This window comes from Paenibacillus hunanensis, from assembly GCF_034055775.1.
GTDB classification, from domain to species: domain Bacteria; phylum Bacillota; class Bacilli; order Paenibacillales; family Paenibacillaceae; genus Saccharibacillus; species Saccharibacillus hunanensis.
Window position 1 is genome coordinate 5,477,562 of sequence record NZ_CP139194.1, and the last position, 21,008, is coordinate 5,498,569.

General features: G+C 50.4%; 15 protein-coding genes and 1 riboswitch. Of the genes, 4 read left to right on the forward strand and 11 right to left on the reverse strand.

Annotated elements, in window-relative coordinates; all coding sequences use genetic code 11:
• Nucleotides 1-186: 186 nt before the first annotated feature.
• The 4 genes from SK066_RS22280 to SK066_RS22295 form a co-directional block, all read right to left on the reverse strand.
• Nucleotides 187-2,040 (reverse strand): carbon starvation CstA family protein, encoded by a 1,854-nt coding sequence (locus tag SK066_RS22280; RefSeq protein WP_320543063.1) that lies wholly within the window; start codon nucleotides 2,038-2,040, stop codon nucleotides 187-189.
• A 151-nt stretch (nucleotides 2,041-2,191) separates the two neighbouring features.
• Nucleotides 2,192-2,920, reverse strand: coding sequence for a LytR/AlgR family response regulator transcription factor (locus SK066_RS22285; protein ID WP_320543064.1), 729 nt, complete (start codon nucleotides 2,918-2,920; stop codon nucleotides 2,192-2,194).
• Complete coding sequence (locus tag SK066_RS22290) at nucleotides 2,895-4,676, reverse strand: sensor histidine kinase (protein WP_320543065.1); 1,782 nt, start codon at nucleotides 4,674-4,676, stop codon at nucleotides 2,895-2,897. The genes SK066_RS22285 and SK066_RS22290 overlap by 26 nt, the downstream gene beginning before the upstream one ends.
• Nucleotides 4,677-4,788: 112 nt before the next feature.
• Complete coding sequence (locus SK066_RS22295; protein ID WP_320543066.1) at nucleotides 4,789-5,676, reverse strand: cyclase family protein; 888 nt, start codon at nucleotides 5,674-5,676, stop codon at nucleotides 4,789-4,791.
• A gap of 433 nt (nucleotides 5,677-6,109) precedes the next feature.
• On the opposite strand from SK066_RS22295, the gene SK066_RS22300 reads away from it, so the two are divergent.
• Nucleotides 6,110-6,283 carry a hypothetical protein gene (locus SK066_RS22300; RefSeq protein WP_320543067.1) on the forward strand — a complete coding sequence of 58 codons (174 nt, stop codon included), beginning with the start codon at nucleotides 6,110-6,112 and terminating at the stop codon, nucleotides 6,281-6,283.
• A gap of 10 nt (nucleotides 6,284-6,293) precedes the next feature.
• Here SK066_RS22300 and SK066_RS22305 read toward each other — a convergent pair whose 3' ends face one another.
• The 5 genes from SK066_RS22305 to SK066_RS22325 all read right to left on the reverse strand — a co-directional run bounded on the left by SK066_RS22305 (nucleotide 6,294) and on the right by SK066_RS22325 (nucleotide 14,578).
• The gene (locus SK066_RS22305) at nucleotides 6,294-7,028 is read right to left on the reverse strand and encodes an energy-coupling factor transporter transmembrane component T family protein (RefSeq protein WP_320544944.1); all 735 of its coding nucleotides are present in this window, start codon (nucleotides 7,026-7,028) and stop codon (nucleotides 6,294-6,296) included.
• Nucleotides 7,025-8,857: an ABC transporter ATP-binding protein gene (locus tag SK066_RS22310; protein WP_320543068.1), complete on the reverse strand. Its 1,833-nt coding sequence runs from the start codon at nucleotides 8,855-8,857 to the stop codon at nucleotides 7,025-7,027. The genes SK066_RS22305 and SK066_RS22310 overlap by 4 nt, the downstream gene beginning before the upstream one ends.
• Nucleotides 8,835-9,437: an ECF transporter S component gene (locus tag SK066_RS22315; protein WP_188775943.1), complete on the reverse strand. Its 603-nt coding sequence runs from the start codon at nucleotides 9,435-9,437 to the stop codon at nucleotides 8,835-8,837. Before SK066_RS22315 ends, SK066_RS22310 begins: the two co-directional genes overlap by 23 nt.
• Entirely contained in the window at nucleotides 9,434-10,138 is a 705-nt protein-coding gene (gene tenA / locus SK066_RS22320) for a thiaminase II (RefSeq protein WP_320544945.1), read from the reverse strand. The genes SK066_RS22315 and tenA overlap by 4 nt, the downstream gene beginning before the upstream one ends.
• A gap of 208 nt (nucleotides 10,139-10,346) precedes the next feature.
• A riboswitch (TPP riboswitch) is annotated at nucleotides 10,347-10,449 on the reverse strand.
• 136 nt (nucleotides 10,450-10,585) lie between these two features.
• Nucleotides 10,586-14,578 (reverse strand): S-layer homology domain-containing protein, encoded by a 3,993-nt coding sequence (locus SK066_RS22325; RefSeq protein ID WP_320543069.1) that lies wholly within the window; start codon nucleotides 14,576-14,578, stop codon nucleotides 10,586-10,588.
• Between the two features lie 454 nt (nucleotides 14,579-15,032).
• On the opposite strand from SK066_RS22325, the gene SK066_RS22330 reads away from it, so the two are divergent.
• Complete coding sequence (locus SK066_RS22330) at nucleotides 15,033-16,400, forward strand: hydroxysqualene dehydroxylase (RefSeq protein WP_320543070.1); 1,368 nt, start codon at nucleotides 15,033-15,035, stop codon at nucleotides 16,398-16,400.
• A gap of 439 nt (nucleotides 16,401-16,839) precedes the next feature.
• Here SK066_RS22330 and SK066_RS22335 read toward each other — a convergent pair whose 3' ends face one another.
• Both SK066_RS22335 and ypfJ read right to left on the reverse strand, forming a co-directional pair.
• Nucleotides 16,840-17,634, reverse strand: coding sequence for a TIM barrel protein (locus tag SK066_RS22335; RefSeq protein WP_320543071.1), 795 nt, complete (start codon nucleotides 17,632-17,634; stop codon nucleotides 16,840-16,842).
• Nucleotides 17,635-17,780: 146 nt separating this feature from the next.
• Complete coding sequence (gene ypfJ, locus SK066_RS22340) at nucleotides 17,781-18,644, reverse strand: KPN_02809 family neutral zinc metallopeptidase (RefSeq protein WP_320543072.1); 864 nt, start codon at nucleotides 18,642-18,644, stop codon at nucleotides 17,781-17,783.
• 942 nt (nucleotides 18,645-19,586) lie between these two features.
• Here ypfJ and SK066_RS22345 point away from each other — a divergent pair.
• Together SK066_RS22345 and SK066_RS22350 are read left to right on the forward strand one after the other, a co-directional pair.
• Entirely contained in the window at nucleotides 19,587-20,444 is an 858-nt protein-coding gene (locus SK066_RS22345) for an alpha/beta fold hydrolase (RefSeq protein WP_188776085.1), read from the forward strand.
• Between the two features lie 242 nt (nucleotides 20,445-20,686).
• Nucleotides 20,687-20,944, forward strand: a complete 258-nt coding sequence (locus SK066_RS22350; RefSeq protein WP_320543073.1) for a hypothetical protein — start codon at nucleotides 20,687-20,689, stop codon at nucleotides 20,942-20,944.
• The last annotated feature ends 64 nt before the right edge of the window (nucleotides 20,945-21,008 follow it).

Genomic DNA, 21,008 nt, shown 5'->3' on the forward strand with positions numbered 1-21,008 from the left:
TGTTAAAAGCTTTTTTAAACAAACGATCGCAGCCATATTTATCACTTCATTTTATGTATAACCAGCATTTCTTTAATAGAAAATAGCAAAACGGACAGCGGTGAGAGACTGCTGTCCGTTTTTGTATGAACAATAAGTTTATGATCTAATATGTTGTTCGACTTGGGTACTGCTTGTTTGTGTTCTTTAAGACTGGGAGGAGGACGCCAGCACAGCAGGCTCTGCTTTCCCGTCCACCTTGCCTACTGCCTGCGCCTTCAATCCTTTGGGATCGCTCCATAGCTCGCGCCATTTGAGGATAGCGGTGATAAGGATGATCGCGCCTAAGATAAGCATGACGATCGATAGAACGCCATTCAGTACGCTATAGCCGCCTGCTTCGGGATTGAGGTAGACGTTGCGTACCATCCAGTAGCCTGCGTAGTTGACGGTTACGTACAGATACGCCAGTGGGATGAGGCAGGTGAGCATATAGCGGCGTTTATCTGCGAATTTTAAGATGACGGTAGCGCCGATGATGAGTCCGATTGATGCCATGAGCTGGTTGGATACGCCGAATAGTGCCCAGACGGAGCCGATGTCGCCCGAGAAGAGCAGGTAGCCCCAGGATAGGCAGGCAAGCGCACTTGCCAGGATCGCGCCGGGCATCCAGTCGAGTCGTTTGAGCGGCTTGTAAAATTCCCCGAAAAAGTCCTGAATCAGATAGCGCGATACGCGTGTACCCGCATCCACAGCTGTCAAAATAAAAACAGCCTCGAACAAAATGACGAATTGGAAGAAGTACGCTGCCAGCGTTTCGAACCATGGAATACTTTTGAAAATATACGTCATACCAACCGCCAGTGTAACCGCGCCGCCTGTACGTCCTTCCAGATCGATACCGATCTCGCGGCTTAGTTCTGCCAGATGCACGGTCTGCATGCCGAGTGTCTGGAATACCTCCGGCTTGGAATTGATGGCAAAATAGTCACCCGGCTGGAGGGCAATCGCGGCGATTAATGCCATCACTGCAACGAGACATTCCACCAGCATCGCGCCAAAGCCGACCGACTTAATATCCGTCCAGCGCATCAGCATCTTAGGCGTGGTGCCTGAGCCGACAAAGGCATGAAAGCCTGAGATCGCGCCGCATGCAATCGTGATCGAGATAAACGGCCAGACCGGGCCTGCCAGAATCGGGCCTCCACCGTGAATAAATTCGGTCACCGCTGGGAACGATATCGCAGGATTCACGATAAAAACACCTATGACGAGCGCAACGAACACGCCAATTTTCATAATACTACTCAAATAATCACGTGGTGCGAGTAGCAACCAGACCGGAAGAGCCGCTGCAAAGAATGCGTATACTGGCAATGCAATCGCCAGCGTGGACATTTCTAGTGTAAGCCATTGTCCCAGTACGGAATGCTGGATAAATGGCCCGACCGCTACGCCGACCATGATCAGCAGGAAGCCGATAATTGAAGGCGTTTTCAAATCTCCGGTGCGTTTATAATATAATCCCACTGCCATCGCAATCGGGATCGTAATACCGACGGCAAAGGTACCCCACGGATTCCGTTCCAGCGCATGCAGTACGACCAGTGATAGCCCTGCCATCGTGATCGTAATGATGAATAGCATCGCCAGACCGGTACAGAAGCCTGCAACCGGGCCAAGCTCCTTTTTCGCCACTTCGGATAAGGACTGTCCGTCCTTACGCATCGAGGCGAATAGCACCACGGCATCATGCACAGCGCCACCTACAACCGCACCGACTAATAACCAGATCAGCCCGGGTAAATAGCCGAATTGCGCCGCAAGGATCGGCCCAACGAGTGGTCCTGCTGCCGCAATCGCTGCAAAATGATGCCCGAACGACACCACTTTACTCGTTGGCACATAGTCCTTGCCATCCTCCAGCTTGTAGGCAGGTGTCTGGCTTTGCTCGTCCATTTGCTTCAGCTTCAATACCTTGACTGCCATGAATGTTCCATACAGCCTGTATGCAATGAGCAGAATACAGATCGTACCGATCATAATTGGAATTGCACTCATCTTATCGTTCCTCCCTTGTCGCCTTACAGCTTGCATTTGATCTCGTCTCTAGCTCCACGATAGCAAATGTAAGCGCGATCATAAGGGTTTCACGCTGGATTACCGGATTTACAGGATGAGTTGCAGCCATACCGTGTTCAGTTGCAACGATTCAAAAGCCCAGTTGCTCTCGTAGCTGCTTCACATAGCTGCGGCTGACTGGAATACGCGAATCGTCGCTCATCACGAGCAAATAGGTAGAGTTAAACCACGGCTGAATTTCGGTAATGCCCGATAGATTCACAATATAATTACGATGCACGCGCATAAAGCGTCCATCCTCGAGACGACGCTCCATATGGGCGAGCGGTTCATTCAATGTAAATCTGCCCTGTGCGGTAGAGATCACCACCTTGCCCTCCTCCGAGCTAAGCGCGATCATCTGCTCCAGATCGAGCATCAGAATGCGATCCTCGATGGAGACGGCAAGCTTTTTGAGCTGAGGACGCGGCAAGGTTGGCGCTGGAATGGCAGGCTCTCTTTTCAATCGGACGAGCTTGTCCAGTGCCTGACGAATACGCCGCTCGTCAAACGGCTTGAGCACATAGTCAATCGCATTCAGGTCAAATGCCTGTAGCGCATATTCATCAAATGCCGTTGCGAAAATAACCGCAGGCGGCTTCGGCAGATCAAGCAATTGTCTCGCCAGCTCTAATCCGCTATGCTCTGCTAGCTCAATATCGAGAAAGACCAGCTCAGGCTGTAGTCGCACAATCTCCTCATGCGCCTGCTCCAGCGATTCCGCTTCGCCGATCACCTCGACCATTTTGCTACGCTTCAATAAATAGACCAGTTCATCTCGTGCGAGTGGCTCGTCATCCACGATAAACGCTGTCAGCATGCACCTTGCTCCCTTCCTGATATTGTAACGGCAGCCGAATATGGATCGCGGTGCCTTCCCCCTCGGCACTCTGAATCATAAAGCTTGCCGAATGACGGTAAATGCCCTCCAGCCGCTCCCGAATATTACACAGCGCTGTGCCGCTTCCTTCGCTCGCCAGATTGGCTTCATGCCCGAGCAAGGCGAGCCGATCTGCCGGGATGCCTGCCCCATTGTCTGCTACGATGACCTCTAGCTCACCTGTATGACTGCTTATGGAGACCCGAATGGTGCCGCGCGTCTGCAAGCGACGAAACCCATGACGAATCGCATTTTCCACCAGCGGCTGGATAATAAATGGTGGCACCTGCACCTGTTCCAGCCCCGGCTCGATATCCAGCTCCACCGTATATTTATCGGGAAAGCGTGCTTGCTCTAGCTGAAGATATGCCTCCACATACTCCAGCTCCTTATACAGCGGAATGAGCAATTGCTGCGCCCCCTGTAGATTACTACGGAAAAAGGTGCCCAGCTCTAGCAGCAAACGGCGCGCACGCTCCGAATCCGTCCGACATAGCACAGAGATCGTATTGATCGCATTAAAAAGGAAATGCGGATGCACCTGCGCCTGTAGCGCTTTGATGCGAGCAGTTTTGAGCAGGGCACTCTGCTGTTCTGCTTCGGCCAGCTCCAGCTGCGCAGAGAACAGCTTGCCGAGTCCCTCCGCCAGTTCCTCCTCCACCTTACTCAGATGGTTTGCCTGACAAAAATAAAGCTTAAGCGTACCCACCGCCTCACCATGCACCAGCAAGGGCAGCACAACCGCCGCTTCCAGCGGACAATTCCGATGCGAGCAGCGAATATCCTTAGGCAAGCGTGCGAGCATGAGCTTGCCCTGCTCTAACACGGTGCGTGTCAGCCCCGTACTCACCTCCTGCCCTGCCACATGGTGATCTGCCGCCGCACCCACATGTGCCAGAATATGCGTCCGATTGGTGATGGAGATAGCATCCGCTTCGGTTAAACGCAGCAGAATATGCGCCGCCTCCCGGCACGAGTCTGGATTCAAGCCCTGCCTGAAAAAAGGCAGCGTCCGATCTGCAATATGAAAAGCCAGATGCGTCTGTGTCGCACTCTGACGCTCCTGTTCTTTTAAAATCGAACGAATAATAAGCATGAACAGCAATGTACCAAAGCCGTTCAGCACAATCATCGGCAGACCAATCGTCTGCACAAGCATGACGGCATCCTCGTACGGCTTGGAAAAGAGCAAAATGAGCAGCATTTCCACCACCTGCATCGCCATACCAACCAGTGCAGCAAACCATGGTGGAATCACGCCGCGACGACGATACCAGTTGCCCAGCAAGCCAGCAACAACTCCAGCGAGTACCGAAGATATCGCACACTCTAATGCGGTAAAACCACCCAGCGGATAGCGATGCAGCCCTGCTACCAGCCCGACACCCAGACCGACCAGCGGCCCTCCGAGCAAGCCACCGATGCTCACCCCCATAATACGCGTATTGGCAATCGCGTTATCCGCATCCACCTGATTCAGCCAGCTTTGTGAGACGACCTCGCTAAGATGAATCTCGATTCCGGTATAGTTGCTGATCACGCCAAACAGACCAAATACAGCGATTAGCAGCAGAGAGCCAAAACGTCCACGTCGGTTGTAAATAATGTGACGGAAGATTGGGAATTGAGACAGCACAAAGGCAAGGATGATCAAAATCCCGACACGTTCGAGCATTAATGGTAGCAGGTGAATCATCGCTTGACCTCCCTTGTGGGGTGATGTGCTATGTGGGGTAGTTGTAATGGTATCGCCATTTTAGCATGTAAGCGTATACGGTTCTATATATTGGTTGTTACATAGGTTACCTCTACACCTCATCCAAAATCGCCACAGGTCTTGCCCAGCCGGCGGAGGCTTTTTCGATTTTGACGGGGAATGCCATGACCTGGAAGCCGTGAGATGGAAGCTGGTTGAGGTTGGCTAGCTTTTCGATCTGGCAGTACGGGATGGTGCTGCCTGCATAGTGACCTTCCCAGATGATAGATGGGTCCTGCTGGTCGGCGTAGCGGCGGGCGGTGTGGGCGAATGGGGCGTCCCAGCTCCATGCGTCGGTGCCGACGAGTCGTACGCCGCGTTCGGTCAGGTACAGGGTCGCTTCGCGTCCGAAGCCGCAGCCTTTGAGCATGAAGTCGTCTTCGCCGTAGCGTTCACCTGCTGAGGTATGCACGAGTACGATGTCGCCGGGCTGTAGGTCGTGCCCGATGCGTTGTAGCTCGTGCTCAATCTCCGTAGCACTTACGATATGACCGTCAGGCAGATGTCGAAAATCGAGCTTCACGCCCGGTCCGTAAAACCAGTCTAGTGGCACCTCGTCAATTGTCAGCATCGGCTGACCGTCATCGGTGGTAGAGCGATAGTGATAAGGTGCATCGACATGGGTACCCACATGCGTGGTTACGCGAAGCTGCTCGATTGCCCAGCCTTCGCCGCCGGGGAGGTCTTCTTTTTTCAGTCCAGTGAAGCCAGCCAGTAGTTGCTGTGCGCCTTGCTGATGCGATATGTAGTCGATCTCCGGCAGACCGCCAGGCGGGTCAGAGGCGATTCCTGTTTTGAGTGTCACCGATAGATCAATCAAACGTTTTCCCTTCATTGGTCGTTCCTCCAATGGTTTGTAGTTTTGGGGGTGAGACAGAATAAGCTGCGCAGGTATTGAATAGAACTGAGTTACACATGTATGACTGGCACGATTCTTCATGTCTGATTGTAGTGATTCGGTTAATAGTCGGCAAGGAGCGTCAGCCCTGTTTGTGTGGAAAAGAAGCATGAGCCTGGCTTGTTCTACATATATTCGCTTGTTTCACATACAGAAGGAGGAGTTGTATGTAATGGAAAGGAAAAGCAAGCTGTACGTATTCTGAGACGGATGAATAGCTGAGTAGATAAGGTTTGTTGCTGTAAAAGTGAGGTATGGGATCCGCAGCCCTCATCGGTAGGCATAGCATGTGGAACCACACTGGTGGATAAATAGATATTGAGCCATCATACATCTACTTGTAGTCCAACTTCTTTAGTTCAATCTTACAATAGAACATACATTAAAAAGATAAAAGGACATCGATTCAGCATCGATATCCTTTTATTGGTCACGAGTTATTGTTTTAACATACAGCCACTTTCGGTAGAAGCTCATGGCAAAGCAGCCTAATCATCTAAAGCTAGCTCCTGCCTCTGTCGAATACAACTACAACTACAACTACAACTACAACTACAACTACAACTACAACTACAAAATGATTGTAACGTTGGATCTGATCATGCATCATTCCACCATGATGGGCACACTGCATCTGTGTATCTATTAATCCTTCACACCTACAGCCAGATGATTAACACTGTCGTCACACTGAGCAACGCCACTGCATACAGGGCATCACGCCGTGCCAGCACTGGCTGCACATAATACGTGCGCTCGCGCGTACCTGTGAAGCCTCTTGCCTCCATTGCAATCGCGATGCGCTCAGACTTGCGTACGCCCTGACTGAACAGGGGGAGCGCATAGCGCAGGAATGCCTTACCTCCAGGTTCCTGACGATAGCCGCGAATACGATGGGCGATCTTCATCTGTTGTAGCTCACTTTGAAATAATGGGATAAACCGAAATCCTGCCAGCATCCCGTATGCCCATTTAGGCGACAGTCGGAGCTGATGGATCAGACTCATCATCATACGATTCAGGTCGGTAGTTGAGGTGAATAGCATGCCATAGGTGACAAAGCCAAGCATGCGCAAGCCGATTAATAGCCCATTGTTCAGACTCTCTGTCGTTACGCGAAACCATGCCCATTGCCATAGTACATGCTCACCTTTACCGAATGCCGCCAGCATCCAGCAGACGAGCACGAAGAATAATGTGTAGGGCAATAAGCGGCGCAGCAGATAGCCGATCGTCCAGCCACCCACGCTGATGCCGATCAGCACCGCAACCAGCCAGATCGCGAGCGTGAGTAGCGGGTCACGTATCGCCATAAGCGCTGCCATCACCAGCACATGCACGATTAGCTTGCAGGATGGATTCAGCGTGGATAACCACGAGCCATTACTTTTCATATCGTCTGCCACTCCTTTCGCTCCAGATACAGACGATAGGGTAACGGTGCTTCAATCGCACTTCCCTGTAGCAGCTGCTGGTTCAAAAATAACCCCGGCGGGTCACCATCGTACGCAATCTGTCCCTGCTGGAATAACAGCACCCGATCTGCATACTGATCGACCAGCTCCATATCATGTGTAACCATCACAATCGTCGTGCCCTCCTGCTGTCGCCTTTGCAGACGACCGATCAGCTCTGCCGCTGTACGCGCATCCTGTCCGAAGGTTGGCTCGTCCAGCAATAAGAGCTCCTGATCAAATAACAGCATCGTCGCTACACTCAAGCGGCGCTTTTGACCGAGACTGAGTGAGAAGGGATGCTCATCCCGAAGACGCTCCAATCCGAACTCGCGCAGCAATTGTAACGTTCGTTCCTCCAGCTGCTGCTCCTCCCAGCCGCGCTGCCGTCCACCAAAGGCGATCTCATCGTAGACCGTATCCGTCACGAATTGCAGCTCTGGATTTTGAAAAACAAAGCCTGCACGCGCGTATAGCTCCCGATCCGACCACTTACGAAGCTCTTTGCCGTGGAAACGGATCGAGCCGGACAATGGGGGTACAAGCCGAAGCAAGCTTTTCAAAAAGGTACTTTTGCCGCTCCCATTCTCGCCGACGATTGCGATCCATTGTCCGGGTGAAATGTCTACATTGATGCCGTTCATGACTGACTTGCGTCCGTAGCCGATGGTCAAGCGCTCGGTTTGGAGCAACGGATCGGCAGTAGGAAGCGAAGAAGGTATGGATGAGCTTACATCAATGCTTGCCCTGGCACCTGCTTGCGTGCTTTTGCGGTCATTCATTGCAGTGCTCGTCATAGTGGCTATCGTATTCCTATTCCCCTTATCCAGAGCCTCATCCCGTACACCCATTGTCGCCATACGAGCAACGGTAGAGGTAGACGCTCCATCGCCCGTCACCGTCTCCCTAACCGAAGCCGCATGAGCACCCCACATGATAGGGCGCTGTGCCAGACGCTGCTGTAGCTCTCTCGTTAACCGCACCGCCAGCGGATGAGCCGAATTGCTACGCACATCCTCCCACTGATACGGAAACAGCTGCGGCAACCAGATGCCCGCCTCGACCATATCCTGCCGATGCTCCTTCATCACCCGTGCTGGCGAGCCATCCGCGATCAATCGCCCCTGTCCATCCAGCAAAATCACCCGATCCATCCACTCGATGCATCCATCCAGTACATGCTCCACGATCACCATCGTGTGCTGGGAAGCATCCCCGAGCTGTCGTAATAAGGCAAATACTTCATTGCGGCTAGCAGGATCAAGCTGTGCCGTCGGCTCATCGAAAAAGAGCACCTCTGGCTCTAACGCCAGCAGACATGCCAGCGCCAGTCGCTGCTTCATGCCGCCAGATAACGTCTCAATTGGCGTATCGCGCGGAATGTGCAAGCCGACCTGCTCCATCGCTCGGTCGATCAGCGGCTCCATTTCCTCACGCGGAACCGAGCGATTTTCCAGACTAAAAGCGATCTCTTCATCGACACGCAGCATACAAAATTGCGAATCCGGGTCCTGAAACATCACGCCACAGGCGGGCTGACGATAGACATCTCCCTCCACCTCTGCCTCCACATGCTCCGGTATAATGCCTGCCAGTACAGACAGCAATGTCGACTTCCCACTACCGCTCGGTCCTAGAATCAGCACCTTTTCCCCTTGCTGAATATGCAGATGCAGATGGTGCAGCACCGGTCGCTCCTGACTGTAAAAGCGTACCGATAGCCCGTCACAGCCGAGATATACTTGCTCACGAACCGGTTGGAAGACCATTGCCTGTTCCTCTTCTGCGACGCGATTTCATCATTTCATATGAATTCAAAACACCTGTACGCGCCAGCGCTTCGACCACAATCTTAGCGAGCAAGCCGCCCAGCAGGATGCCACTCACCACCTGAATGCCCAGTGTCAGCCAGAACATTGTCGGTGTGTAATAGCCCATACCGTTCGCAATTACGCTATAGACCATACTGCCCACCGCTGCCAGCGCACCGGACAGCATTAATGTCCACACATTGAAGCGGCGATAACCAAAGATCGCAAACGCCAGCTCTGCACCCAATCCTTGAAATACCCCGATCAATAGCGCCGACAGGCCAAAATGGCTACCTGTCAACATCTCCACTGCCGCCGCTGCCACCTCAGCGATCAGCGCTGCACCCGGCTTGCGAATAATATACGCCACAATCGGGCTGGCAATCACCCAGATTCCAAACATAAAGCCCGCACCAACTGGCCCCACGAGCGCCGAGATCGGAATCCATAGCGTAGACCAGCCCAGATACACCACTCCACAGGCCACGGACAAAATAACTGCCAGCACAACCTCCTTCATATTCCATGTGCGGCTCATACGCGTGATACCTCCACTGTCGTCTGCTCCTGGAGTGGTACCGGCCAATCCTCCAGCGTGTACGCCATGTCCCAGAACATATATTCATACTGACAGCTTAAAATAAAATGACGCTTCATCCGTTCCCGATGCTCCGGCGTTGTCCGCTCTGCAATCTCATCCAGACGCTGGCAAAAGCGCTCTGTAATCGTATCTGTACGATTACCGTAAAAGTCGATCCACTCGTAAAATGGATGCGAGGCATCCGGCTTCACCTCACCCAGCAGACGCTTGCCAATCTCCAGATACGTCCACGGACAAGGCAGCAGCACGGCTAGAATATCGCCCAGATCACCTTCCTGTGCTGCGGTCAGCATATGGCGAATATAGTTGTGCGCGGACGGAGCGAGCGGATAACCCTGCAATTGTTCATAGGGCACGCCTGCCACCTGACAAAAGTTATGATGCGGATGAATCTCACTGTGCAGCACAAAGCCGATCTGCTCATTGAACATCGCCATATCGTCACGATGCTGGCATTTTGCAATCGCTGTACCGTAAATGCGCATAAACGCATTTAAATATTCAAAATCCTGCTTCACATAATGCACCAGCTGCTCTGACTTCAAATTGCCCTCCGCAATACCTCGTACAAAGGGATGATGATAGATCGCCTCAAATACCGGATCGGCTGCCTTTCTAATTTCCTGTGAAAAACTCATCATTTCCGCTCTCCTTTTCAAGTAAAAGTAATCGGAAAGAACCACTCTGAGCTAGGGCGTAGGGTTCGCTAACACGGACAAGGTAAGATATTTTGCTGCGCAAAAATCACTTTTCATTGCACCCCGTGTTAGGAGACCACTAACACTAGAGACGCAAAAAAGCCGCCCCAAATGGAGCGGCAGTATAAACGGCATAGATGATCCTATCCCTGCACGGTCTCCACTTTCCTACGCTAGTACGAACTAGATCAGGTTCCAAGGGTCCGAGGCAATCTCGTCTCAGCCAGTCGATGGCTCCCCTAGTGGTCTTTCTCGTATGAGTCCTGCGCAAGCTACTATATCAGCAGCTTACAGCAAGGCTGTTTGATTGCCTTCTACTCTACACAGCGATATTCCGTCTGTCAAGCAGAGGAGTTGTCAGGCGGTAGTTATCCCTTATACAGGCGTTTACTTCACGTATTGATACGTACCCTTTGGATATTTATTCCATTCATATGATAAATTGAATTGATTGGAACCATATCCAATAGCGTCTTTGCGTAAAATCGTACCACCGTTTGGTAGCATTTGATTTTGCGAAGTCGGGTCGCCCAGCACATCCAGAACAGTGTTACCGCGCTTGAGCACAATGCCTGTCAGATTATAATCATTTGGTGAATACATCATGATCTCATCGTTGTAATACCATGCACTGGTGACATCCATGTAGTCATAGAATGTCGAGTTGATGATAATCTGATTCATGCCTTGCGACGTGCCATCATACAATAATGGAAGGGTAACCGTGCTGATGGTATTCGTTTGTTTCATCCATTTGTAAAAGGTGAGGCTGTAATCTTTATTTTTGCTCGAAGCCGAAGTCGTATTCATCAGCACGACCATACGTCCATCGCCACCGTCCACATATTGGGAGAAGTACATATCCTTTGTTGTGACCGGATCCTGCTTGACTGCAAATACAGCAGCGCGTCCGTCCGCACCTACGACCCATTGCAGAACTGGCAGCGAAGTTAACGACAGTAGCGTATTGTTCAGCGATATTGGGCCTGTAAATGTGGAATCTGCTGTACCCATGTAGGTTGTAAAGGTGCTTTGACCTGGGAATAGATCGGACAGATCGTAATCGATCGCATTCATTCCATATTTGAGATTCACTGTAATAACCGAGGTGTTAATCAGCAGGGCATTATGCACCTTGAACGTGTACTGTACTGTGCCACCAGCACCATCATCCGCAGTGATCGCTACATCGGTCACACCACTGACTGTACCTGCTTTTAGCGTGAGCATATTGCCATCGATCGATGCACTTGCCACATCCGTATTGCTGGACGTTAGTGTATACGTAAGTGCGTCTCCGTCCTCGTCGCTGAATAGCTGGTTCAGATCATAATTACGAGCATTGGTAACGCCCGGCGTAAGCATTTGCTCAGACATCGCAGCTACTACAGTTGGCGCATGATTGATTTTGACAACCTGTAATGCAAACGAAGAGCTATTACGACGACCGTATTTATCATAAACGTCAAACGTAACGGTTGTATCACCAATCTGGAGCGGCGTTAGCAAAATGCTCGCATTTTTGGTCGATACAGTTGCTGTCGAATGATCATACGTATCCGCCGTCACACTGATCGAATCCGGGTCGATATTTTGCAAATACGGCATTAAGCCGAACCATACGGGCGGTTTGCGCAGATTGACGACTTGCTGTGGAATGAACGAGATCGAAGCTTCCTCCAGTATCGTAACTGGAATATCGGTAGTAATCTCCCCACCGCGTCCATCGCGTGCATAGACCTTGATCGAGGCTGTACCCGCAGCACCTGGTGTAACGCTGAGCGTGCTTGCATGAACCGAGGTCTGAGCAACATACACATCCGACGTCACCGCTTCATAGGTAAGCACATCGTCATCTGGATCAGAGAATAGCTTCGACAGATCCACATCGGTTGCCGAGCGTCCTGTGATCAACGTTACCGCCTGCGGCGTATTCGTAACGATCGGGCTGCGATTAGGCGCTGGCAAGACGGTAACGAGCAGCTCGGCTACCGTTTCCCCGCCACGTCCATCCTTTGCCGTAATCGCAATCTTCGTGCTTCCTTCCTTAACCGCATGAACAGACAGCTGTGTGCCACTGAGTGTGGTGCTGGCTGTACCTGGATCTACGGAAGCTGCCGACAACTGAATCGGATCGCCGTCTGCATCGCTAAATGTATGACTCAGATCCACATTTTCATCATCACCACGTACCGTCACGGTGACGGGTAATAATGGTGCTGCGACAGGCTTATGATTAGGAACAGGCAACACCTCAACCTGAAAGGTCAGCGTCGATTGTCCGGGTACTCCATCATCTGTGATCGCATCGTCCTTTGCCGTTACGGTGATCGTTACAATACCAACCTGCAATGGATCAAGCTGTAGCGTGCCGCTATTATTCAGTGTGAGCTTGACCCGATCAGGCTGGTCAACCATAGCACTGTACGTTAATGTTCCCTGTTCCGGGTCTGTAAAATAATCCTTCAATGTCAGCGATACGCCAGGCTGCTCCATTGTCAGCTTCTGGTCTGCCGCAGGAGTGACAACTGGATTACCATTAACCGTCACTTTGAATGTCGTATTCACACGTTTACCTCTACCATCATTGGCAGCGACGGTGATCGTAGCTGTACCTGCGGATAGCATGCTGATAGTCAGTTTTCCACTACTCACGGCTGTCTTCGCAATGAGTGACTTGGATGAGGATGCCGAATAGGTCAGTGTATCTCCATCTGGATCACTAAAATAACTGTTCAGGTCGATAATTCGATTGGCACTTTGCTCGGTCGCAACGATATCCTTGAGCGAGCTGGTCAATACCGGAGCACGGTTGCTGGAGCTGGAAGAACCGGAGCTGACTGGCCCTGTCGTCGTTCCTGGCGAACCTGTGGTCGTGGTACTGGATAGGCCTGTCACATTGCTCGTAGCTACGCCTGTCGCTAGCGACAGATTGCTCACCTGTGTCGTGGAGCTTACGTTGACGAGTGCGGAAGGATTCGTCACCTGTAAGGTCTGCACAGCTCCCGTTGTATTCACCGCGACCGAGCCCGATCCGCTAACCGTCAGCTGGGAGATCGAGCTATTGCCCGTTAGCTGTGTCGGTTGGCTACTGTTTATACTAAGATTGGTGACATTGCCCTGTAGCTGCACAGTGCTGGCACCATTATTTACATTTACAAGCGGCAGTGTAGCACCTGACTGAATATTCGCATTGGCATTCACGTTGACGGTGGAGACGACAGAATTAGAGTCCATCACGACGTGCACATCCTGCTTGCTCACATTCACATCATTTAGCACGGCACTATTAAAGACGACCGTATTATCGTCCCCGCCCTTCACACTCGTTGTGCCCTCAACCTGAAGGCCTTCAGAATAAAAGTCATTCTTCACACTATCCGCAATCGTCAGTTTCCCTTGAATATGAGCATTCAACAGGGAGGTATAATCCCCTCCTACCGTTACATCTCCATGAATGAGCGTCTCTCCTGCATCCAGCTTGAGATTACCACTGAATTCGGCAGCGCCTGCTGTAGCAGCTTGACCCGCAGCATGTAGATGCAAGGAGCGAATTGCCGTGATCGTACGTTCACTCGTATCGAACGTGATCTCTGCGTCATGCAGAGCTGCTGCATTACGATCATTCAGTAGCCCTTTGACATCCTGTCCGAGCTCGTAGGTGATGCCATTCAGCTGCACCTGCTGATCCGATACCTTTTGCACAGTAGAGGTGCGTTGCTGTGGGAATAACGCGGATAACAGAATGCTTGTCGCATCGGCACGATTCACAGCCGTCTTCGGCTGTAGCTTGCCACTGAATTCGCTTAATAGCTCATGTTGAGAAGCCGCTATAAGCGAAGGCGTAGCCCACGTACTTGCGCCATTCCACTGCGAAGGGAGCTTTGTATTCGCATCGCTCTGTAGATCGATATGAGCAATACGCACAGCCAGTGCGACTAGCTCCTGTACGGTTACCGCATCCTGTGGACGGAAGCGTCCATCACGATCTCCTTGCATAAAGCCAGCCTGCTTCACTGCTTCGATGGCGGGTAAGCTCCATGCTGATGCTGCAACATCATGGAATGAGGATTGCGCTGGTGCAGTTACAGGCAGATGGAGCGCCTGCACAAGTAATGCTGCCAGCTCCTGGCGACTTAGTGATGCCTGTGGACGAAAATGTCCATCCGGTGCGCCTTGAATTAATCCTACCGCAAGCGCACGTTGGAGCTGCTCCTGCTGTGCAGAAGATAGTCTGCTAATGTCTGTTAGCTTCGATGCTGCTGGTATTGCTTGCTGTGTAGCCGGAGCAGCATCTGCCACGATAGGGATGGGTAAGGAGGGGATCGCTACCAATAATGCAGCAGCGACTTTAAGCGCGATCGATGTACTTTTTTTCATGAATAGATCCAGCCCTTCCAGAGGAATGAAATGCGTAAAAGCGAAGTGGTCTATCCGAATCGCCATTCCGAATGCACGCTAAAACTTTGCACACTGAACAACGTGGATAGAGAGGGTCAACCTGTATTCTGGTGAAACATGATATCTCGATTGGATCATGTGGATTCCTTAGAGCTTGTGTGGCATCATGCCGTATTTCCGTAATTAAACTCAAGGAATACACACATTATCGGACGATAAAGCTTAATAAATAAGTGATTTCTTATGAGGTAAAACAAAAATTTTTCAAAAAATAGAAAGGCTGTTGTTAGCTGAATGTCAGTTTTAGATAGCGATTCCATCACTGGTAATTTGTATACAATTCATTTACCCAGCAAGCTCCTTATCGTGAAAAGGGTTAATAGTAGCTAATGACAAATGATCCATACATTTTCCAGTGAAGGGTGGTAATCGGATGAATAGCAACGAGCGATTGAATGATGCATCACAGGTGATTGTGATCGGAGCAGGTCTGGCAGGGCTTAGCTGTGCATTTGAGCTGGTGGAGAAGGGAATTTCGGTGACTGTATTGGAGGCTGCACCACAGGTCGGTGGACGGACAGCAAATTGGAACGAGGATGGGATGGACGTTGAATCCGGCTTTCACAAATTCATCGGCTATTATGTCGCACTACCGGAGTTGCTCCAGCGTGCAGGCATTGAACTCGACAAAATCGTGCACTGGGAGAAGACGACGCAAATCTGCCATCCCGAAGCACAGGGCATCTTCGGTCTTGATCCGCTCAAGGCACCGCTGAAAACGATCGCTGGTGCGCTTGGCAATAACGACCTGCTGTCCCCGATGGACAAGGCATCGCTTCTGCCTTTTTTTGCCGCAGGATTTAAGGATTACGTTGCCCATCCGGAAAAGCTGGATCAAATCCCGATTCGCGATTATGCGTTTGAGCATGGGGTAACGATCGACGCACTGGAGCGGCTGATCGAGCCGTTATCATCAGGTATTTTCTTTTTGCCTGTAGAGCAGTATTCTACCTATGCCTTTTTCGGCTTATTCGCGCCTGCCTTGCCACGTCCACAATTGGTACGGATCGGTGCCTTTGAAGGCGGGATGACCGATGTGATGACAGGCCCGCTCGCTCAAGCGATTGAACAGCGTGGTGGTAAGGTGATGACGAACGCGCCAGTAGAGCAATTCATCGTGCAAAATGAACGCGTACACGGAGTGCAGCTACAGGACGGTACTACACTTCATGCAGAGCAGATTGTCGTTGCAGTGAATATCGGACAGGCGAAGCGGTTGATCGGACAGGCATTCGGCGATCATGAGGGCTTTGCTGATCTGATGAAGCTGGAGATTATGCCCTATGTGACCGTGCAATTTGAAGCCAAGGAGAAGCTGGCACATGCTGACCATACTTTATTTGGCCCGGGTACACAGCTCGGCTCCTTTAGCGAACAATCTCGCACGACCTTCAAGCGTGATACTGGTCGTGCTTCGATTATTCTGGTTGACCCGGATGAGCTGATTGACCTGCCAGATGAGGATATATGGGCAAAAGCTCATGCGTCCTTACAGCAGATCGGTCTGGACGGCGCCAATACGATGACCGATTATCGCGTCGTTCGTAGCCCAGATAGCTTTTATCGTTTATCAACTGGCAATGAGCAGCACCGTCCGCGGCAATTAACTCCAATTCCTGGTCTGTTCCTTGCTGGCGACTATACACGTCAGCCGCTACTCGCCACGATGGAGGGAGCGACCATCTCTGGACAGCGTGCCGCACGGGCGTTACTCAAGGCGCAAAAGGAGAAGGTGCGTTAGAGGGTTGAGGGTTGCTTTGTTGAACGAAGCCTTTTACAATTGTGAGGCACTTGAGGCATTGTATCTACTGATTCGCTTGATTGTATAGAGCTTCGGAAATGTTACCTTTTTCGTGTACGAACTATTCTTTTGCCTGTACATGCCATGATTCAGACTTAGACTCCCTGACATTATCGCATCCAAGCATAATCACCTGTTCCATAAGTCAAAAAGGCTCTGCACGATGTAACCGATACGGGATATCCCTCGATTACGTCATGCAGAGCCTTCTATTTGAATGCAGATCATATAGTGGAATATAGATCATCGAGTCCGAAACATGAAGCCCGATATCATAGCTGTCATATGGACAGAGAATTAGCGAAGATAGGCTATATATGCCGAGTCTTTCCAATCATAGCGAAAGCAAGCTATCGCCCTCTCTCGATCCAGCCCTAGCCTACAGACTCGCCTGCTCCAGACTCAGATTATCGAAAAAGCGTGCACTCTCCACCATCGGGGTGCAATCGATATGCCCACCCTCCAGATTGATCTCAAAAATATATTCTTTTCCCTGTACATAGGACTTGACCATCTTCCAATCGATCAGTCCCTGTCCCAGCGGCAACGAATCATGGAATTGTCCCATGCTGTCCACCAGATGATAGTATATCGCGTAAGGTGCCGTACGCTCTAACACCTCACGCAGGCGATCATTATCGCCGCGGAAGCTAATAAACGTATGACTCACATCCACATTCACCGGAAGCTTGAGTGGTACGATCACTTCATCAATCAGGTATGGATTCGCATAGCAGAATAGCCCTTCCGTCGAATCCTCCCATAACAGAAAATCACGACCATAGCTCAAAAACTCATCGATCTCATGACGTAGCGCAATCGTACGCTCGCGCGATATCTCATCATTGTCACTATGCAAATAATTAGCATGAATGACACACTGACTGCCTTCCTCCTGACAGATGCGCACAAGCTGCTGCGTCGACTCACGGTAAAAGCGATACATGCCCGGCTCTGTACTCATAATATCCAGATACCTGCCATCGTAACGACTCGGATGGTGTAAATACACACGGATGCCGCGCTGCTTCAGCTCACGAATACGTTCACGAATGAGCGACTCCTGTTGCAGGTCATCGGTTCGCAAGTATAGCTCGATAATTTCCGGATCATATTGTAGACGGTTATCCAGACTTGCACGATCCAGACTGCTTTTCAAACGTATGTTATTCATCGTCCCACTCCTCTTCTCTACTTCCGGCACCACTCTATCTCTATTTGGAATACCTACGTAGTCTGCCTTTCGTTTAGCATAGCAGACATTTATTAATAAACGATGAAAATATCGCTCCAAATTCAATTAATCTTGGACATGATAATTCAAAGCTGGCCGTTGCTCACGCTAAATGTATCGCCGCCTGTCAGACTACCGGATTCAAACCCTTTATAAAACCAGCGCTTCCGCTGCTCGGAGGTTCCATGCGTAAAGCTATCCGGCACGACATAGCCGCGTGTACGCTGCTGAATCGTATCATCCCCAACCGCACTCGCCGCGGTGAGTGCTTCCTCCAAATCGCCCTGCTCCAGCAGATTCTTTCCCTGCTCATAATGCGCCCATACCCCGGCATAATAATCTGCCTGTAGCTCCAAACGCACCTGGTACTTCGTATTGAACTGCTGCTCACTGAGCTGCTGACGATACGGCTCCAGCTTATCCATCGTCCCTAGCAGATTCTGGACATGGTGACCGACTTCATGCGCAACGACATAGGCCATCGCAAAATCCCCTGGCGCCTGAAATTGCTGCTTCAGCTCATCATAAAAACTTAGATCAATATACAGCTTCTCATCACCGGGACAATAAAAAGGCCCGACCGCCGAGCTTGCCATCCCACACGCAGACTTGACGCTACCGCTATACAGCACCAGCGTCGGATTCGTATACGTCAGCCCCTGTTGCCGAAACACATCGCCCCATACTTCCTCCGTATCTGCCAGCACGACCGATACAAAGTCCGCCAGCTCTTCCTCCTGCGCAGTTCCCTGATAATTGCCCGCCGTCTGCGTCGCCGTCCCCGAACCTATATCGCCTAACAAGCTAGACGGATTCCCACCTAGCAAAATGACAATAATGACCACAATAATCCCACCAATACCGCCACCTACCAGCGTCTTACCACCCATGCCGCCGCTGCCCCGTCGATCCTCTACATTATTACTGCCCCGTCTCCCTTGCCACCTCATCCGGTCGCCTCCTTATCTTTTCTCTTGCTGTGTATGATTTAAATGCTCTTGTCGCTTGATTGGTAGATTACCTTGGACGATCTGCTCTCGGTTTATAGATCGTCCACTTCAGCCCGGCAACATGCCAACGACCTCCGGTTAAGCCGGGATACTTTGAATGGGGGAAAGATGGCGTATCCCGGCTTAAAGGTCGGTCTTTTGGCATTGTTCCCGGTCTTCCGTTCCGCAGGGGCTGAGGTTACGTGCTCTTTGCTGAAAAGCGTTCAGTGCTCCATTCATAGATAAATCACAAGATGATTTACCATTAGTATTAGTATGCATTCTTCGTTCTAAGCATAGATTTCTGTGCCTATATTTTCGTGATGAATTCATTTAATTTAGAACTCGATACAGCAGGGTATTTAGCAGAATATCTGAGTTCTGAGTAGGATAGCAGGATGTTAAATCGGTTTGCTGCGATACGCACAGAACGCAGGGAAGGAAATAAGGGATAAGGACGACTTGTAGTGTTAGCGATTTTCTAACACGCGGTTCAATAAAACAGTGATTTTTGCGTAGCAAAATATCTTCCTGCTTCAGAGGGGCGGGAATCTTCATTCCTTCCCCATTCCAAAAGATTCCCGCGGCTCCACCTGAGTCCGTTCCCTTATTCCTTGCCGAAGTGGTGTAGTACTTCACAAATCATGAACTCTAGCACGAAAGCTCAACCTCCACATGTTCATCTAAAATAATGTACCCGCAACCATAAGCATGAGAAACTAACCCTTTTAAGTGTGTAAACCTAATCGTCCAGCCAGACAGCAAGGTTTGCCGTCAAATGAATACGTTTAAGGTATTAGCAACGTGCCGGATGACTTGCATTCATGGTGACGGTAAGGGAGAACGTGATGCTGTCGCAGATGTGCAGCAGGATGGACGATTATGACAATGGAGGCGATTATGATGGGTAGATATATACAGGTTGAGGATGGCGTGAAGCTTTTTGTGCAGGATCTGGGTGAAGGGATTCCGGTTATTTTCTTGCATGGCTGGCCTGCGAATCAGCTGATGTTTGAATATCAATTTTCCAGACTGCCAATGAACGGGTATCGCTGTATCGGGATCGATTTCCGTGGATTTGGTAAATCGGATGCGCCATGGGATGGCTATACGTATGATCGGATGGCAGACGATGTGCGCGCGGTGATCGATGAGCTGGGCCTGGAAAATGCAGTACTGGTCGGCTTCTCGATGGGTGGCGCGATTGCGATTCGTTATATGGCGCGTCATCAGGGACATGGTATCGCCCAGCTTGCGCTGATGGGTGCGGCGGCTCCTGTGTTTGTGAAGCGTCCCGATTTTGATTATGGGTTGATGACAGCAGATGACTTTACAGAGAATATGATCGAAGCAACGTATGAGGATCGTCCGAAGATGCTGAGTAAATTTGGTTTGGAATTTACACACAGCAAGAAGAGAGCAGGCATGATGATGTGGCTCGAAACGCTCTGTCTGCAAGCTTCCCATCACGGAACGATCAAGGCAGCCATCGCCTTACGCGATGAGGATCTGCGCGGCGATCTGTCCGCTGTGACTGTGCCAACGGTTATTTTCCAGGGCATGAAGGATAAAATCTGCGATCCGCAGTTTGCCCAGCTGTTGAGTGAAGCGATTACCGATGCGCGTGTGGTGCCATTTGAGCATAGTGGACATGCGATGATGTTTGATGAAATGGATAAATTTAATAAGGAACTGCTGCTGTTCCTTGATCAGATGGCAGCCACGAATCAGATTCCGCGTCCAGCGAGCCAGAATCTGTAACACGTATATTCAAGCGTGACTGACAGGCTGTGCTGATCGAGTTAGCTATTTTATATCATTGATCCTGTTGTTCATTATGCTATTCCACAGCCTATTTAAAAAGCTCGTCCTTCGCTCGGATGCTGGATTCCTTGAGAAGAACGAGCTTTTTTTGTAGTCTTATATATAAGTATTAGGTGTTACAGAAGGCTACGCACTGGAAACGGACTACGGTAAGACTGAATACAGTAAGGAGGACGCTTATGAACGAGACGCTGCTCATTCAAACACTATTATTCATTGCATTTGTATTATCTTTTATAACAAATCTGTACTATTCCAAAAACATGAAAACGATGCAAAAAAAGCTCTTTGAAGCTTATAAAGACAATCCAGAGGTAAAGCAGTACATCCAGCATGATCTACAACACGTCTCAACCATAGAAGCGATCAAGCTGCTTCGGATTAAGTATGGATTCTCTATTGAGGGTGCGAAGCGGATGGTGGATATGTATAAATGATGCACCTAACAAAGCTGTACTCTATAAAAAAGCCCTTCACAAGCAGCAGACACCTGCACTTGTT

Excerpts from the sequence above, each read along its gene's own strand:
- SK066_RS22280 (WP_320543063.1), bottom strand. The coding sequence starts at position 2,040 with ATGAGTGCAATTCCAATTATGATCGGTACGATCTGTATTCTGCTCATT.
- SK066_RS22285 (WP_320543064.1), bottom strand. The coding sequence starts at position 2,920 with ATGCTGACAGCGTTTATCGTGGATGACGAGCCACTCGCACGAGATGAA.
- SK066_RS22290 (WP_320543065.1), bottom strand. The coding sequence starts at position 4,676 with ATGATTCACCTGCTACCATTAATGCTCGAACGTGTCGGGATTTTGATC.
- SK066_RS22295 (WP_320543066.1), bottom strand. The coding sequence starts at position 5,676 with ATGAAGAATCGTGCCAGTCATACATGTGTAACTCAGTTCTATTCAATA.
- SK066_RS22300 (WP_320543067.1), top strand. The coding sequence starts at position 6,110 with ATGGCAAAGCAGCCTAATCATCTAAAGCTAGCTCCTGCCTCTGTCGAA.
- SK066_RS22305 (WP_320544944.1), bottom strand. The coding sequence starts at position 7,028 with ATGAAAAGTAATGGCTCGTGGTTATCCACGCTGAATCCATCCTGCAAG.
- SK066_RS22310 (WP_320543068.1), bottom strand. The coding sequence starts at position 8,857 with ATGGTCTTCCAACCGGTTCGTGAGCAAGTATATCTCGGCTGTGACGGG.
- SK066_RS22315 (WP_188775943.1), bottom strand. The coding sequence starts at position 9,437 with ATGAGCCGCACATGGAATATGAAGGAGGTTGTGCTGGCAGTTATTTTG.
- tenA (WP_320544945.1), bottom strand. The coding sequence starts at position 10,138 with ATGAGTTTTTCACAGGAAATTAGAAAGGCAGCCGATCCGGTATTTGAG.
- SK066_RS22325 (WP_320543069.1), bottom strand. The coding sequence starts at position 14,578 with ATGAAAAAAAGTACATCGATCGCGCTTAAAGTCGCTGCTGCATTATTG.
- SK066_RS22330 (WP_320543070.1), top strand. The coding sequence starts at position 15,033 with ATGAATAGCAACGAGCGATTGAATGATGCATCACAGGTGATTGTGATC.
- SK066_RS22335 (WP_320543071.1), bottom strand. The coding sequence starts at position 17,634 with ATGAATAACATACGTTTGAAAAGCAGTCTGGATCGTGCAAGTCTGGAT.
- ypfJ (WP_320543072.1), bottom strand. The coding sequence starts at position 18,644 with ATGAGGTGGCAAGGGAGACGGGGCAGTAATAATGTAGAGGATCGACGG.
- SK066_RS22345 (WP_188776085.1), top strand. The coding sequence starts at position 19,587 with ATGGGTAGATATATACAGGTTGAGGATGGCGTGAAGCTTTTTGTGCAG.
- SK066_RS22350 (WP_320543073.1), top strand. The coding sequence starts at position 20,687 with ATGAACGAGACGCTGCTCATTCAAACACTATTATTCATTGCATTTGTA.